Origin of the sequence: Pseudomonas sp. MF6776, from assembly GCF_016613125.1 — a bacterium.
Taxonomy (GTDB): domain Bacteria; phylum Pseudomonadota; class Gammaproteobacteria; order Pseudomonadales; family Pseudomonadaceae; genus Aquipseudomonas; species Aquipseudomonas iridis.
Genome location: NZ_JAENSQ010000004.1, coordinates 1 through 15,964, shown reverse-complemented (window position 1 = coordinate 15,964; position 15,964 = coordinate 1). Strand labels below are relative to the sequence as shown.

Genomic DNA, 15,964 nt, shown 5'->3' with positions numbered 1-15,964 from the left:
GCTTTTCTGGCATTGCCGCTTTGCCGATAGCCCGCAAGGCCCCGGTTTATGGGGGTTTCTCGCCTTGGCACGCAGCTTGCTAAAGCTCAGTTACGAAAAACCGGTCACCTGAAGGTTCCCGACATGAGCATCAGCTTCGATAAAGCGCTCGGCATTCACGAAAAGGCTTTGGGCTTCCGCGCCCAACGCGCCGAAGTGCTGGCCAACAACATCGCCAACGCCGATACCCCGAACTACAAGGCTCGGGATCTGGACTTCTCCAAAGTGCTGGAAGCACAGACCGAGAAAACCAAAAGCGGCGGCCACTTCGCCCTGAACATGACCAATAGCCGTCACATCGAGGCTGAAGGCGTGGGCAATGGCGACGAATCGCTGCTGTATCGCACGCCGATGCAACCGTCGATTGACCAGAACACCGTTGACGCTCAACTGGAACAGTCCAACTACGCGGAAAACGCCGTGGGCTTCCAGGCCAGCTTCACCCTGCTCAACAGCAAATTCAAAGGGCTGGTTTCAGCCCTGCGCGGAGAGTAATTCATGTCCCTGTCCAGCGTTTTCAACATTGCCGGCAGCGGCATGAGCGCACAAACCACGCGTCTGAACACCGTGGCATCGAACATCGCCAACGCCGAGACCGTCTCGTCGAGCATCGACCAGACCTACCGTGCCCGTCACCCGGTATTCGCCACCATGTTCCAGGGTGGCCAGAGTGGCGGCAGCAACTCGCTGTTCCAGAACCAGGACGCTGCGGGTCAAGGCGTGCAGGTGCTGGGAGTCGTCGAAGACCAGAGCAACCTCGAAGCGCGCTACGAGCCGAATCATCCGGCTGCCGATGGCAAGGGCTACGTCTACTACCCGAACGTCAACGTGGTGGAAGAAATGGCTGACATGATTTCCGCGAGCCGGTCCTTCCAGACCAACGCCGAAATGATGAACACCGCCAAAACCATGATGCAGAAAGTACTGACCCTCGGTCAGTAATAAGGTGCGACTGCCATGAGCGTTACCGATACCACCAATAACCTCAGCATGAAAGACATCCTGGCGAACTCCTCGAAGAAGACGAGCAGCACTACTTCGGGCGGCATCGCTTCGGCCACCAACAGCGCCACCGGTGGCCAGGCCTTGGGCAAGGATGCGTTTCTGCAACTGCTGGTTACCCAGCTGAAAAACCAGAACCCGCTTGATCCGCAGGACAACAGTGCGTTCGTTGCACAGTTGGCGCAGTTCAGCAGCCTGGAAGGCATTACCACGCTCAACAGCACCGTTAGCGGGCTGGCCGGCAACTACAACTCTTCGCAAGCGTTGCAGGCGTCGTCTCTGGTTGGGCGCAACGTAATTGTGCAGACCAACACCGCACAGCTCGACGATCCGACCAAAGGCCTGACCGGTTCGGTAACCGTGCCATCGTCCATCGCGGGCGGCATCGTGACCATCACCGACAAGGACGGCAAAACGGTGCGCACCATCGACCTGGGCAGCCGCGCCGCTGGCGCCGCCAGTTTCACGTGGGATGGCAAGGATACCAGCGGCACCGTGGTGCCCGTCGGTACCTACACCTTCAAGGCCAACGCACCGATCAACGGCGCCGCGACGGACCTGGCGACTTACCTGCCAGCCACAGTCAACAGCGTGACGATCAGCCAGACCGGTGGCGAGCTGATGCTCAACCTGGCCGGCAAGGGCTCCGTCGCCCTGTCCAAAGTACAAACCATTGGTATATAGAGCCGACTAACCGGCACAAAGGAGTGGAATATGTCTTTCAATATCGGCCTTAGCGGTCTCTATGCAGCCAACAAACAACTGGACGTGACCGGCAACAACATCGCCAACGTCGCGACTGCCGGTTTCAAATCTTCCCGTGCAGAGTTTGAAGACGTCTATTCGGCGACCAAGCTGGGCAGCGGTAGCAAGGTCATCGGTAACGGTGTGCGCCTGGCCAACGTTTCGCAGCAGTTCACCCAGGGTGACATCAACAACACCGGTAACGTGTTGGACATGGGCATCAACGGCTCGGGTTTCTTCACCATGAGCAATAACGGCTCCATCTCCTATACCCGTGCCGGTACGTTCAAAGTCGACAATGCCGGTTTCATCACCAACACCGATTACACCTCGCGTCTGCAAGGTTACGGTGTGGATGCCAACGGCAAGATCATCAACGGTGTGTTGACCGATCTGAAAATCGACACCTCGAACCTGGCGCCGAAGTCAACTTCGGCCGTTGGGTCGAGCATCAACTTGAACTCTTCGTCCCCCGTGATCGTTGATACTGGCGCCAACGCCGTCATATTCGATCCGTCCAAGGTCGAGACTTACACCAAGTCGTTCAGCACCCCGATCTATGATACGCAAGGCAACAAGCACGACATGGATCAGTATGTGGTGAAGACGGGCGAAAATACCTGGAAGGTGTACACGTTGGTCGACGGTCGTAACCCGGATGCAACGGGTAGCGATCCAAAAACCACTCCGCCAGTGGCATCGACCCTGACCTTTGACTCTGCAGGCAAGTTGACTCAGGTCAGCACACCAAACCCGGCAGATCCGGCCAATCCGATCATCAGCAGCGACCTGAAGATGACAGGCTGGGTGCCGGGCAATGTGATCAACGGTAACTTTGTTCCTAACGGCGCAGCAGCAAACCCGGCGGGTGTGACCATTTCGATGGCCAAGACCACCCAGTACAACGCGGACAACTCGCGTACGATCCCGACTCAGGATGGTTACGCCACTGGCCAGATCACCAATCTGACCATCGACGGCACCGGTACGCTGTTTGCCAACTTCAGTAACAACCAAAGCAAAGCCATCGGCCAGGTTGCATTGGCCAGTTTCACTAACGAGCAGGGTTTGCAGGCTATCGGTGGTACTAGCTGGAAAGAAACCTTTGCTTCGGGTATCCCGGGTTACGACGCTCCGGAAACCGGTACTCTGGGTTCCATTCAGTCCAACTCGCTGGAAGAGTCGAACGTTAACCTGACCAATGAGCTGGTTGATCTGATCAAGGGTCAATCGAACTATCAGGCGAACGCGAAAACGATTTCGACTCAGAGCACGATCATGCAGACCATTATTCAGATGGCTTGATTCTGGGTTTTTGGCTGTAAAGAGAGCCCCTCTTTTTGAGGGGCTTTTTTGTGGGTGGCGTTTTTGGGGGCGGGGGATATCCGTTGCTGCGATGATGGCTGCTTGAGGTTGTGCCCTGACGTCGGGGCCACTTTGGCAAGCGCCGGAGTGCCGGCCCAGTCCAAAGTAACCAAAGGTCTGTGCCCTCACGTTCGGCCATCTCCCGAGGAGGAGGGAGCGGACTTGTGGGCTATTCAGAGCTTGAACTTGACTCGGTACTCACCCGGTATATCTCTCCAAATCACCACGGTCAGTCCCCTCTCCCTCGGGGAGAGGGCTAGGGTGAGGGGCTTTTGATCTTTTGCCCCTTCAGCACACCGAGCGAAGGCGATGCCCCCAACCCCAAAAAAACAAAACCCCCGACAAACCAGAAGTCTGTCGGGGGTTCTCATTCAGGCGCCTTTCGACACCTGAACATGCTCAGCTTATTGGCAAGCTTCGCAATCCGGCTCGTCAATCGCGCAAGCCTTTGGCACTGGAGCAGGACCGGCCGGAGCTGCCAGGACCGAATCTTCACCGTGGTTACCGCCGCTGGAAACAGCGTTCAGCTTGCCGGTGTTGATGGTCGACTTCTCGGTGCTGGTCGCGGCCAGGGCACGGAGGTAGTAGGTGGTTTTCAGACCACGGTACCAAGCCATGCGGTAGGTCACGTCAAGCTTCTTGCCCGATGCGCCGGCGATGTACAGGTTCAGCGACTGGGCCTGGTCGATCCACTTCTGACGACGGCTGGCCGCGTCAACGATCCACTTGGTGTCCACTTCGAACGCGGTAGCGTAGAGCTCTTTGAGTTCTTGCGGGATGCGCTCGATCTGCTGAACCGAACCGTCGTAGTACTTCAGGTCGTTGATCATGACCGAGTCCCACAGACCGCGAGCCTTGAGGTCGCGAACCAGGTACGGGTTGATCACGGTGAATTCGCCCGACAGGTTCGATTTCACGTACAGGTTCTGGTAGGTCGGTTCGATCGACTGCGATACGCCGGTGATGTTGGCGATGGTTGCGGTCGGTGCGATGGCCATGATGTTGGAGTTACGAATGCCTTTCTGTACACGGGCGCGAACCGGTGCCCAGTCCAGGGATTCGTTCAGGTCAACGTCGATGTACTTCTGGCCGCGTTGTTCGATCAGGATCTGTTGCGAATCCAGCGGCAGGATGCCTTTGGACCACAGCGAACCCTGGAACGTCTCGTAAGCGCCGCGCTCGTCAGCCAGGTCGCAAGAAGCCTGGATGGCGTAGTAGCTGACCGCTTCCATCGACTTGTCGGCGAACTCGACAGCAGCGTCGGAGCCGTAGGCGATGTGCTGCAGGTACAAAGCGTCCTGGAAGCCCATGATGCCCAGACCTACCGGACGGTGGCGGAAGTTGGAGTTCTTCGCCTGCGGTACCGAGTAGTAGTTGATGTCGATCACGTTATCGAGCATGCGCACGGCGGTGTTCACGGTGCGTTGCAGTTTAACGGTGTCCAGCTTGCCGTCGACGATGTGGTTCGGCAGGTTGATCGAGCCCAGGTTGCAGACCGCGATCTCGTCCTTGTTGGTGTTCAAGGTGATCTCGGTGCACAGGTTCGAGCTGTGAACCACGCCGACGTGCTGCTGCGGGCTACGCAGGTTGCACGGGTCTTTGAAGGTCAGCCATGGGTGGCCGGTTTCGAAGAGCATGGACAGCATTTTGCGCCACAGGTCTTTGGCCTGGATGGTCTTGAACAGCTTGATCTTGCCCGGGTACTGGGACAGGGCTTCGTAGTATTCGTAACGCTCTTCGAACGCCTTGCCGGTCAGGTCGTGCAGATCCGGTACTTCGGATGGCGAGAACAGGGTCCACGGGCCGTCATCGAAGACGCGCTTCATGAACAGGTCAGGGATCCAGTTGGCAGTGTTCATGTCGTGGGTACGACGACGATCATCACCGGTGTTCTTGCGCAGCTCGATGAACTCTTCGATGTCCATGTGCCAGGTTTCCAGGTAAGCACACACAGCGCCTTTGCGCTTGCCACCCTGGTTAACGGCTACAGCGGTGTCGTTCACGACTTTGAGGAACGGAACCACGCCTTGCGACTTGCCGTTGGTGCCTTTGATGTACGAACCCAGCGCACGGACCGGAGTCCAGTCGTTGCCCAGGCCGCCAGCAAATTTCGACAACATGGCGTTGTCGTGAATCGCGTGGTAAATGCCCGACAGGTCATCCGGCACGGTGGTCAGGTAGCAGCTCGACAGCTGAGGACGCAGGGTACCGGCGTTGAACAGGGTCGGAGTCGAAGCCATGTAGTCGAACGAGGACAACAGGTTGTAGAACTCGATCGCACGGTCTTCTTTGTTCTTCTCTTCGATCGCCAGGCCCATGGCCACGCGCATGAAGAAGATCTGCGGCAGTTCGAAACGCACGCCATCCTTGTGGATGAAGTAGCGGTCGTACAGGGTCTGCAGGCCCAGGTAGGTGAATTGCTGATCGCGCTCGTGGTTGATCGCCTTGCCCAGTTTTTCCAGGTCGAAGGTGGCCAGCACAGGGTTCAGCAGTTCGAACTCGATACCTTTGGCGATGTAAGCCGGCAGGGCCTTGGCGTACAGGTCGGCCATTTCGTGGTGAGTGGCGCTCTCGGCCACTTCCAGGAAGTTCAGGCCTTCGGCACGCAGGGTGTCCATCAGCAGGCGGGCGGTCACGAACGAGTAGTTCGGCTCGCGCTCGACCAGCGTACGGGCGGTCATCACCAGGGCGGTGTTGACGTCGGTCAGGGCCACGCCGTCGTACAGGTTTTTCAGGGTTTCGCGCTGGATCAGGTCGCCGTCGACTTCAGCCAGGCCTTCGCAGGCTTCGGTGACGATGGTGTTCAAGCGACCCATGTCCAGCGGCGCCAGGCTGCCGTCGGCACGGGTGATGCGGATCGACGGATGCGCATTGACGGCTTCTTCGGCCGGGGCGTGGGCAGCGCGTTCTTTCGAACGACCGTCGCGGTAGATCACGTAGTCGCGAGCGACTTTCTGCTCACCGGCACGCATCAGGGCCAGTTCGACCTGGTCCTGGATTTCTTCGATGTGGATGGTGCCGCCCGAAGGCATGCGACGCTTGAAGGTCGCGGTGACCTGTTCGGTCAGGCGGGCAACGGTGTCGTGGATTCGCGACGAAGCGGCAGCGGTGCCGCCCTCAACTGCGAGAAACGCTTTGGTGATAGCGACGGTGATCTTGTCATCGGTGTAAGGAACGACAGTGCCATTACGCTTGATCACGCGCAGTTGACCAGGCGCGGTGGCTGCCAGATCCGAATTCGAATCAGCGGCCTGCGGCAAGGTGCCCTGCGGGTTCTCGCGAGTTGTGTCGGTTTGCATGAGGGATTGTCTCCACATTCTCTATGTTTGTTTGGGCACCATCATGGTGCTCACCGTTCTGTCCCGAAGCACTACAACCGACGAGAGTCGGCATTCACAACTTCGGAGCAGTAGGAAAAAGGCTACGACGCCGCATCCTTGCCGAAGTTTTTGGTTGCGAGCACAGGCTCGAACCGGATTCCTTTCGGATGACAGTAATGACTGCAACACCCATACCGTTTTGCCCGTTCGGGGCTATAAAAACGGTGCCATCCGCCAGTGCGGTTTGGTCTTCGAAAAACTTGCTGCGTTCAAGCTGAAACTCGCCATAAATCGCTTGAGTTTCAGCTCTGAAATGTGGTTGGCCTTTTAAGGCGAAAACCCTACATGTAGGGTCTCTGTTTTCGCTGCGCTACAAGATAATGCGTTTTAAGGGGTGTTGCAACGTACGGACTGTGGATAAACCTGTGCGTAAATTGTGTAAGAAACCTGGAATTCCCGTGTAGGCCGCGAACCTGCTGACCTAGACCGTTTGTCACTGTTTTTCCGCCGACAAAATCGCTTCAGCGGTTTTTTAAGGGCGCGAACCCTATCACAAAATCTGGCCTTGTCCGAACGCATTTACCGACTTGTGTTCTGGCTGTACGCCGTTTATACAATCGGCCCATGCAGAGGCATTCTTATCCTCCCAGGACATGACAAATGAACGGGAGGATTCAGAAAAATGTAGGACCGTGCCTGGCAGGGCATCGCCTTCCTTCTATTAATAAAAACAGCAAGCAGAGGTCACCGGTGGAGCAACAAGCCTTTCAGATATTGATAGTCGAGGATGATCAACGTCTGGCCGAACTCACTCGGGACTACTTGCAAGCCAATGGATTGCGCGTGGAGATCGAAGGCAACGGCGCGCTGGCGGCGGCGCGGATCATCGCCGAGCAGCCGGATCTGGTAATCCTCGATCTGATGCTCCCCGGTGAAGATGGCCTGACGATCTGCCGCAAGGTGCGCGACCGTTATGACGGGCCCATCCTGATGCTGACCGCGCGCACCGACGATGCCGACCAGATCCAGGGGCTTGACCTCGGCGCCGACGATTACGTGTGCAAACCGGTGCGTCCGCGACTGTTGCTGGCACGCATTCAGGCATTGCTGCGACGCAGTGACACACCCGAGCCGAGCGCGGAAAAAAGCCGTCGCCTGCAATTCGGTCCGCTGGTGGTCGACAACGCATTGCGCGAGGCCTGGCTGAGCGACAACGGCATCGAGCTGACCAGCGCCGAATTCGACCTGCTTTGGCTGCTGGTGTCCAACGCCGGGCGCATCCTGTCGCGGGAGGAAATCTTCACTGCGCTGCGTGGCATCGGTTACGACGGCCAGGACCGTTCGATCGATGTGCGTATCTCGCGCATCCGCCCGAAAATCGGTGATGACCCCGATCACCCACGCCTGATCAAGACCATCCGCAGCAAAGGCTATCTGTTTGTCCCTGAAGCCTGCGTAGACCTGACGCTGTGAACTCGATCTTTCTGCGCATCTACGGCGGCATGTGCGCAGCGCTGATTCTTGTGGCGGTGCTCGGGGTATTGGCGCTGAACCTGCTCAATCAGGTGCGCAGCGAGCAATATCGCGAGCGTCTGGCCCACGGCACGTTCTCGCTGATGGCTGACAACCTGCAGCCGATGAACGAAACCGAGCGCCATCGTGCGCTGCTGGTGTGGGAGCGACTGCTGGGGATTCCGCTGACCCTGAAGACATTTGCCGAAACCGATCTCGATTTGTCTCAGCGGGCCCGGGTGCAGCGCGGGCAGGCGCTGGTCGAACAGACCGGGCCGCACGCGGCGAAAGTTTATCGACTGGTCAGCGACAAGGAGCAAATCGTCCTCACCGGCGAAGTGCAACAGATCAGCGAGCAACTGGCCCGGGCGACGATTTATCTGCTGGCTGATGAGCTGGTGCGCGTGCCAGTGGCCGAACAACCGAAACGGCTGGCGCAGATAAAGAAAGACAAGGGTTTTGGTTTTGACCTGCGGCTGGTCACGATCAGTGACGCCGACATGGACGAAGACCAGAGCCGGCGCGTGTCCGAGGGCGATACGGTGATGGCGCTGGGCAAGGGCGGCGATTCGATCCGTGTCTTTGCCGGCATGGTCGGCACGCCATGGGTGCTGGAAATCGGCCCGTTGTATCAGATGAATCCGTACCCGCCGGAGTGGCTGGTGCTGATCGCCGCGCTCGGTCTGAGTTTGATCGGCCTCATCGTTTATCTATTGGTGCGTCAGTTGGAGCGGCGTTTGCGCGGTCTCGAAGCAGCGGCCACGCGCATCGCCAAGGGCAGCCTGGAAACCCGCGTGCCGGCGCGCGGTGCCGACTCGGTCGGGCGCCTGGCCTCGGCGTTCAATGGCATGGCCGAGCACTTGCAGCAGTTGCTGGCGATCCAGCGCGAACTGGTGCGCGCGGTGTCTCACGAATTGCGCACGCCGGTGGCGCGCCTGCGTTTCGGTCTGGAGATGATCGGCTCGGCGACCACCCCGCAAGCACTGGAAAAGTACCGTGAAGGCATGGATCACGACATTGAGGACCTCGATAAGCTGGTCGACGAAATGCTCACCTACGCGCGGCTGGAGCAGGGTTCGCCGGCGCTGACGTTTCAGCGCATTGACCTCGACGCGTTGGTTGATCAGGTGATCGAAGAGCTGGCGCCGTTGCGCGCCGAGGTCACGGTGCAGCGTGGGTTGTGCCTGTCGGCTGCCGACAACGATGATGCCTGGGTCGAGGCTGAGCCTCGGTATCTGCACCGCGCCCTGCAGAATCTGGTGGGTAACGCGATGCGCCACGCGCACTCGAAGGTCACGGTGAGTTATCAGGTCGGGCAATTGCGTTGTCGGGTTGATATCGAAGATGACGGGCCGGGTGTACCGGAAGTGGCGTGGGAACGGATTTTCACGCCGTTTCTACGTCTGGACGACAGTCGCACACGGGCGTCGGGCGGGCATGGCTTGGGGTTATCGATTGTGCGGCGGATCATCCACTGGCATGACGGCCGGGCGATCATTGGCAAAAGCAAAAGCCTGGGTGGAGCTTGCTTTAGCCTGAGTTGGCCGAGGAATCAGGAACGCCGCTGAGTCTTGAGCTGGCCGGGCTTGCCAGCGATGAGGGCCCATCAGGCAATAATGATCTCAGGCCTTGATGCTGACCAGGCTCAACAACTGACCATCCTGCACCCCGAACTGGGCATCCAGCTCCGTGCCGTTGCGCCACTCAGCCGACAGATCGGTCAACAAGCGCAACCGGACGGATCCCGCCTCGGTCCACTCCAGCACCTCGGCGTGCTCAAAGTAAAAGCGTTTCTGCACGATCGGGTAGAGCGCCTTGAACAAACTCTCTTTCACCGAAAACGTCAGTGTCACCCACAGGGCCGTTTGATCCGGCGATGCCGCAGCCATGCGCTGCATTTCCGGCGCGGTCAGAATTTCTCCGGCCAGGCGCTCGGCGCGTTCGCGGTTGAGCAGGTTTTCCAGGTCCATGCCCAAACCGCGCCAATGCTGCTTGTTGGCGACAATCGCCGCCGCGCGCCCGGTGCTGTGGGTGATCGAGCCGCAGATGTGCGCCGGCCAGACTGGCGCGCGATCTTCGCCAATTGGCGGAACCACGCCGCTGCCCTGAAGTTGCTGCAACGCCGCGCGGGCGCAGATGCGCCCCGCTAGAAACTCCGCCTGCCGCTTGGCCACCGAACGCTGAATACTCGGCGGCGGCTCGATGGCGCTGCGCTGGAAGTCATTGCCAAGCAGTTGTGACGGATCGAAATGCGTGCTGAGCAGCACCGTGTCGGGCAATACCGTCGGCAACGGCCAGTGAGCATCGAGCGGGGTGCAACAGGCGGGGAGGGCTGGAATTGGATTCATGACGGGCATTTTGCCGGTTAGTCGGGACAAGGTCGAGATCAGTGGCGCGGCTTTCGCGAGCAGGCTCGCTCCCACAGAGAATTAGTCATCAACGCAGATTCAATGTGGGAGCGAGCCTGCTCGCGAAGGCCGCGCCGCGGTCTTTCAGGTCAGCCAAATATTTTTTGGAAGAACGCTTTCATGTCCGCCCAGGATTTTTCATCGGCGGCTTTGTTGTAGCCGATATCCGGGCCACCGTGCTCGCCATGACTCAAGCGATCAGCATCCGGATTGCTGAAGCCATGCTTGGCACCCTCAAGGCTGACAAATTTATAGTCAGCGCCAGCCTTGTCCATTTCTGCTTTGAAGGCGCTGACGTTGTCCGGTGTGACCATGCTGTCGAGCGCGCCATGTTCCACCAGGATTTTCGCTTTCACACTGCCAGGCGTGGCCGGGGTTTTGGTTGCCAGTGCGCCATGGAAACTCACCACACCCGCCAACGGCACACCCTGACGCGCCGCGTTCAACACCACCGCACCGCCAAAGCAGTAACCGATGGCCGCCAGTTTGTTCACGTCGGTCTGTGGCTGTTTCTTCAGCAAATCCAGCCCGGCTTCGAAACGCTTGCTGGCGGCCGCCGCGTCCGCGGTCGCTGCCTGCATGAACGCCATCGCATCTTTCGGGTGCTCGGTGTTCTTGCCTTCGCCGTACATATCGATCGCCAGCGCGCTGTAACCGAGTTCGGCCAGATCCCGCGCGCGGCGCTTGGCGTAATCGTTCAGGCCCCACCACTCATGCACAACGACGATCCCCGGACGCTTGCCTTTGATGGCGTCGTCGTAGGCGTAGTAACCGAGCAGCTTGGTGCCGTCGGCGCTCTGGTAGGGGATTTCCTCAGTCTTGATCGCAGCCTGGGTGAGGCTGCTGACAGCGAGCAACGTGAGGGCGAGGAACAGGCGCATGGTCGGTCTCCTTATTGATAAGTGGTCAAAACAGCCTAGTCGATTTGGTTCAGGTCAGGTTCAGAGAGCGTTCAGGGTCGGTACAGGGGAGGGGCAGTAATCTTGCGCCATACCCAAACAGCACTGTGAAAGAGGAAATACCATGACTCGTTTAAACAAACTGCTGCTGGCATTTACCGTAATGAGCGCCAGCATCGCGGCCCATGCCGACACCACTTCCAACTTCGCTGGCCTGACTTTCGGCCAGACGAGCGACAAGATCAAAAAGTCCCACGCACTGAACGATAACCTTGATCACCCGAACGCCACTGGCGCGATCGACGGCAACAACACCTACGGCGTACGCCTCGGTCAGCAAAACTCGCAAGGTCGCTACTACGCCACCTACGACAATGTGTCCGGTTCGCACAATGGCATTAAACTGCGTCAGGAAAACCTGCTGGGCAGCTACGATCTGTTCTACCCGGTGGGCAGCAGCACCAAACTGTTCGGCGGCGCGACGGCGGGTCTGACCAAGCTGACTCAGGAATCCCCAGGCTTTAGCCGTGACAGCGACATCGGCTATGCAGTCGGCGGCCAGTTCGGTGTGATGCAGCAAGTTTCGCAAAACACGTCGGTGGAACTCGGTTACCGTTACCTGCGCAGCAATGCCAGCACCGAGATGAGCGAACGTGGTGGCAGCAAGCAAGGCTCGCTGGACCTGACCAGCAGCGCGCAGACGTACTTGTCGGCCAACTACTTTTTCTAAGAAGTTGCCGCCAGGCTAAATGTGGGAGCGAGCCTGCTGGCGAAGCGATGTGTCAGTCGACAATCTTCATTGACTGATCCACCGACTTCGCGAGCGGGCTCGCTCCCACAGGTGTGTTTTTGGAGATTTCTGATTTGCCCGGGAGAGCGTCATGAAGCTATTGGTCGTCGAAGATGAAGCGCTGTTGCGCCATCACCTGCAAACCCGCCTGACGGAGAGCGGTCACGTGGTTGAGTCCGTGGCCAATGCCGAAGAGGCGCTGTACCAGACCGGCCAGTTCAACTTTGACCTGGCGGTGATCGATCTCGGTCTGCCGGGTATGGGCGGTCTCGACCTGATTCGTCAGTTGCGTTCAGGCGGCAAGACCTTTCTGATCCTCATTCTCACCGCGCGCGGTAACTGGCAGGACAAGGTCGAAGGCCTCGCCGCCGGCGCCGATGATTACGTGGTCAAACCGTTCCAGTTCGAAGAACTCGACGCGCGCCTGAATGCCTTGCTGCGCCGTTCCAGCGGCTTCACCCAGTCGACCATCGTTGCCGGCCCGCTGTTGCTTGATCTCAATCGCAAACAGGCGAGCCTCGATGAGCAACCGCTGGCGCTGACCGCCTACGAATACCGCATCCTCGAATACCTCATGCGCCACCACCAGCAAGTGGTGCCCAAGGATCGCTTGATGGAGCAGCTCTATCCGGACGACGACGAGCGCGATCCAAATGTGATCGAAGTGCTGGTCGGCCGCTTGCGCCGCAAACTCGAAGGCCCGGCCGGGTTCAAGCCGATCGATACCGTGCGTGGCCTCGGTTACCTGTTCAATGAGCGCTGCACTTGATTCGTTCCCTTCGCGTTCGGCTGATGCTCGCCGCCACCACATTGGCGGTGTTGTTCATGCTTGCCCTGCTGCCGGCGATGCAAGGCGCATTCAGCCTTGCCTTGCAGGATTCGATCGAGCAACGCCTGGCTTCGGACGTCACCACGCTGATCTCTGCCGCGCGCGTTGAAAACGGGCGATTGATGATGCCGTCGCAGTTGCCCGACGAGCGTTTCAACCTCACCGACTTCCGTTTGCTCGGTTACATCTATGACCGTGAAGGGCACTTGGTCTGGCGTTCCAGAGCGACTCAGGAAGAACAGATCAACTACAAGCCGCGTTACGACGGACTCGGCAATGAGTTCGCGCGGATACGCGAAGCCAATGGTCAGGAGTTCTTCGTTTACGACGTTGAAGTCAAACTGCTCGGCGGCAAAAGTGCGGCGTTCAGCATCGTCGCCCTGCAACCGGTGCGCGAGTACGAAACCACCCTCGAAGGCCTGCGCGAAAATCTCTATCTGGGCTTCGGCGCAGCCTTGCTGGTGCTGTTGGCTCTGTTGTGGATCGGCCTGACCTGGGGCCTGAAAGCCCTGCGCCAACTCAGTCAGGAGCTCGACGAAATCGAAACCGGCACTCGCGAAAGTCTCACCGAACAACACCCGCGCGAACTGCTGCGCCTGACAGGCTCGCTGAACCGCTTGCTGCTGAGCGAGCGTCAGCAGCGCAGCCGTTATCGCGATTCTCTGGATGATTTGGCGCACAGCCTGAAAACGCCGTTGGCGGTGTTGCAAGGCGTCAGTGAGGACATGGCTCAGCGACCTAAAGACGTCGATCAGGCCTGGGTTCTGCAAAGTCAGATTGAGCGCATGAGTCAGCAGATCAGTTATCAGCTGCAGCGGGCGAGCTTGCGTAAAAGTGGGCTGGTGCGGCATCAGGTGCGGTTGCGTCCGGTGCTGCAAAGTCTGTGCGATACGTTGGACAAGGTGTATCGCGACAAGTGTGTGCGGGTGGTGTTTGATCTGCCGGAGCATTGTTATGTGCCGATCGAGCAGGGCGCCTTGCTGGAGATGATGGGGAATTTGCTGGAGAACGCTTATCGGCTTTGTCTGGGTGAGGTGCGCATCAGTGTGCGTGAGAGCCTGGCAGGGATTGAGTTGTGTGTTGAGGATGATGGGCCGGGGGTGCCGCCGGATCAGCGGGCGCGGATTCTGGAACGTGGTGAGCGCCTGGATCGGCAGCATCCGGGGCAGGGGATCGGGTTGGCGGTGGTGAAGGATATTATTGAGAGCTATAACGCCAAACTCGCGCTGGGCGATTCGCCGATGGGGGGGGCGGCGTTCAGGATTCACTTTCCTGCGGTTTGAGTTTTGACCGGGGTTTTGGGGTTGGTTTTGGTTTTGGGGTTGGGGTGTATATCCGTTGCTGCGGTTATGGCGGCTTAGGGTTTCGCCCTTACGGCGAGTCACTTTTTCCAGACGCCGGGGTGCCGGCCCAGCGAAAAAATAACCCAAAAGGCTTTGCCCTGACGTTCGGCCCACTCGCTGGGGCTCGGGGTTCCTTCGCTCCGGGATCCATCCGGGGCATCGATTCCGGTTTGCTTCGCTGCACCTCCTTTCGATGTCTTCCCCGGATGAACCCCTACACTCAGCCTGCCGACGGGCCTTTTAGATCAAGATCAACAGCTGCACTCGAGCTAACGCTCATTGTGTTGAGTGGTGGAGAGGCCGGGCGGTGTACGCTTTGCATTGAGTTCAAAATTGTGGGAGCTGGCTTGCCCGCGATGGCGGGCTGACAGTCGGCAGTTTCTTGCGTGTACTCGGCTCAAGTGTAGGAGCTGCCGGAGGCTGCGATCTTTTGATTCTGATCTTTGTGGTGCTTTTCTGGATGCGAGCCCGGTTCGATATACCGCAGGTGCATACCCTCGCCCAAACACTTCTGTCAGTCCCTCAAAACTGCATCAATCAACGCTGAAGTCCGGCGCTTGGCGGGAGGCGGCTTCTAGATCCAGCAGTCCTTGTCCGTAGGCTTCGCTGTTGCCGTAAATGCCCGTCCGGTTGGCGGTGGCCAGCAAGTGCGCGCGTACTTGTTGTGGCGTGAGTTGGGGATAACGACTTTGCAGCGCTGCCATGGCGCCACTGACCAGTGCGGCGGCTGGAGATGTGCCGGCAGTCTGCACGTATTGACCATACTTGTTGGTGGTCAACAGACCTTGGTCAGCACCTGAGTCGCCACCCGGTACGGCGATGCACCAGGCTGCTGCCACGCCGCAGTAGTTGGATTTGGCATTGATGGCGCTGCCATCGTTTTTCAGTGCAACCACGGCGATCCAGCCTTTTTCAAGTTCTGGCAGGGCGAGCGGCAAGCCAGGTTCGGCCAAGGGTTCTCGTTTCAATTCGTTACCGGTCGGGAAGACAAATACCGCGCCGTCCTGAACCAGTTTTCGGGCGGTTGCCAGCGATTCCGGCATGACCTGCTTGTAGCGTGCTTCATTGATCTCGGTCGCCGGGATGGCATTGGCCCACGAGTTATTGAGGATCAGTGCGCCTTTGTCGAAACCGGCCTGCCAGGATTGGGCAATCTCGCTGTCGAAGAAAAACGGCTCATTGTCGTCACCGAAACGAAACGGAATCAGCTGTGCGTTGAACGCGACGCCGTGCATACCCTGGTCGTCCTTGTTGGCGGCGAGAATGCCCGCCATCTGGGTGCCGTGACCGATTCGGTCAAAGGTGCCGACCCGGTTTTCGACATGATCAAACCCCGGATCACGCAGCCGTCCCTGAAATTCCGGCACGTTGCTGTTCAATCCCGAGTCGATCAATGCGACGGCCACGCCCTGACCGGTGCCGCCACGGGCATATAGAGATGAAGCATGAATGATCGCCAGGCCTTTCTGGGCTTGATATTCCGGCGTCTCGAACGGCGTCGGATCGATAGCGGGCTGTACGGGGTTTGTCAGGCATCCGGTTAACAGCAGCGGCAGCGCAAGCGCGGGGATGATTGAGATATTGGCCCTGAATTCAACACATAAGTGCAACGCTCACCCCTGTATGCACTTCGTACGGCGTCTTCCAGCCCAAGCGCTTGCGCGGGCGTAGATTGATCCTCGCTACTGTCCGATTGACGGCTTCGACGGTCAG

At 58.7% G+C, this 15,964-nt stretch carries 13 protein-coding genes and 1 pseudogene; 9 read left to right on the top strand and 5 right to left on the bottom strand.

What is annotated here, in order from left to right; genetic code table 11:
• The first annotated feature begins 123 nt into the window (after positions 1-123).
• Genes flgB through flgE form a run of 4 tightly spaced genes read left to right on the top strand, consistent with a single transcriptional unit; the run spans position 124 to position 3,090 of the window.
• Entirely contained in the window at positions 124-534 is a 411-nt protein-coding gene (gene flgB, locus JJD74_RS05520; protein WP_200612078.1) for a flagellar basal body rod protein FlgB, read from the top strand.
• A gap of 3 nt (positions 535-537) precedes the next feature.
• Positions 538-981, top strand: coding sequence for a flagellar basal body rod protein FlgC (flgC, locus tag JJD74_RS05515; protein ID WP_042560519.1), 444 nt, complete (start codon positions 538-540; stop codon positions 979-981).
• A 15-nt stretch (positions 982-996) separates the two neighbouring features.
• Positions 997-1,725: a flagellar hook assembly protein FlgD gene (flgD, locus tag JJD74_RS05510; RefSeq protein WP_200612075.1), complete on the top strand. Its 729-nt coding sequence runs from the start codon at positions 997-999 to the stop codon at positions 1,723-1,725.
• 30 nt (positions 1,726-1,755) lie between these two features.
• Positions 1,756-3,090: a flagellar hook protein FlgE gene (flgE, locus tag JJD74_RS05505; RefSeq protein WP_200612072.1), complete on the top strand. Its 1,335-nt coding sequence runs from the start codon at positions 1,756-1,758 to the stop codon at positions 3,088-3,090.
• A gap of 464 nt (positions 3,091-3,554) precedes the next feature.
• Here the strand turns inward: flgE and JJD74_RS05500 are convergent, their stop codons facing one another.
• Complete coding sequence (locus tag JJD74_RS05500) at positions 3,555-6,449, bottom strand: ribonucleoside-diphosphate reductase subunit alpha (RefSeq protein WP_042560516.1); 2,895 nt, start codon at positions 6,447-6,449, stop codon at positions 3,555-3,557.
• Positions 6,450-7,220: 771 nt separating this feature from the next.
• Between JJD74_RS05500 and JJD74_RS05495 the strand changes: the two genes are divergently transcribed.
• Complete coding sequence (locus JJD74_RS05495) at positions 7,221-7,943, top strand: response regulator (RefSeq protein ID WP_042560515.1); 723 nt, start codon at positions 7,221-7,223, stop codon at positions 7,941-7,943.
• On the top strand, positions 7,940-9,550 hold the full coding sequence (locus tag JJD74_RS05490) for an ATP-binding protein (RefSeq protein WP_042560514.1): 1,611 nt from the start codon (positions 7,940-7,942) through the stop codon (positions 9,548-9,550). Before JJD74_RS05495 ends, JJD74_RS05490 begins: the two co-directional genes overlap by 4 nt.
• A 54-nt stretch (positions 9,551-9,604) precedes the next feature.
• Here JJD74_RS05490 and JJD74_RS05485 read toward each other — a convergent pair whose 3' ends face one another.
• The gene (locus tag JJD74_RS05485; RefSeq protein ID WP_200612069.1) at positions 9,605-10,330 is read right to left on the bottom strand and encodes a 4'-phosphopantetheinyl transferase family protein; all 726 of its coding nucleotides are present in this window, start codon (positions 10,328-10,330) and stop codon (positions 9,605-9,607) included.
• Between the two features lie 149 nt (positions 10,331-10,479).
• Positions 10,480-11,271 carry a dienelactone hydrolase family protein gene (locus tag JJD74_RS05480; protein WP_047302675.1) on the bottom strand — a complete coding sequence of 264 codons (792 nt, stop codon included), beginning with the start codon at positions 11,269-11,271 and terminating at the stop codon, positions 10,480-10,482.
• 142 nt (positions 11,272-11,413) lie between these two features.
• Here JJD74_RS05480 and JJD74_RS05475 point away from each other — a divergent pair, with 142 nt between their 5' ends.
• The 3 genes from JJD74_RS05475 to JJD74_RS05465 all read left to right on the top strand — a co-directional run bounded on the left by JJD74_RS05475 (position 11,414) and on the right by JJD74_RS05465 (position 14,191).
• Positions 11,414-12,019: a membrane protein gene (locus JJD74_RS05475; RefSeq protein WP_042560511.1), complete on the top strand. Its 606-nt coding sequence runs from the start codon at positions 11,414-11,416 to the stop codon at positions 12,017-12,019.
• 151 nt (positions 12,020-12,170) lie between these two features.
• Positions 12,171-12,848 (top strand): response regulator transcription factor, encoded by a 678-nt coding sequence (locus tag JJD74_RS05470; protein WP_200612067.1) that lies wholly within the window; start codon positions 12,171-12,173, stop codon positions 12,846-12,848.
• Positions 12,845-14,191, top strand: coding sequence for an ATP-binding protein (locus tag JJD74_RS05465; RefSeq protein ID WP_200612064.1), 1,347 nt, complete (start codon positions 12,845-12,847; stop codon positions 14,189-14,191). The genes JJD74_RS05470 and JJD74_RS05465 overlap by 4 nt, the downstream gene beginning before the upstream one ends.
• Positions 14,192-14,784: 593 nt before the next feature.
• On the opposite strand, the gene JJD74_RS05460 is transcribed toward JJD74_RS05465, so the two are convergent.
• Together JJD74_RS05460 and JJD74_RS05455 are read right to left on the bottom strand one after the other, a co-directional pair.
• Positions 14,785-15,861, bottom strand: coding sequence for a S8 family peptidase (locus tag JJD74_RS05460; protein ID WP_234451665.1), 1,077 nt, complete (start codon positions 15,859-15,861; stop codon positions 14,785-14,787).
• Positions 15,845-15,964 (bottom strand): annotated as a pseudogene (locus JJD74_RS05455) (IS30 family transposase); the annotation flags it as partial. The pseudogene JJD74_RS05455 and the gene JJD74_RS05460, both read right to left, overlap by 17 nt.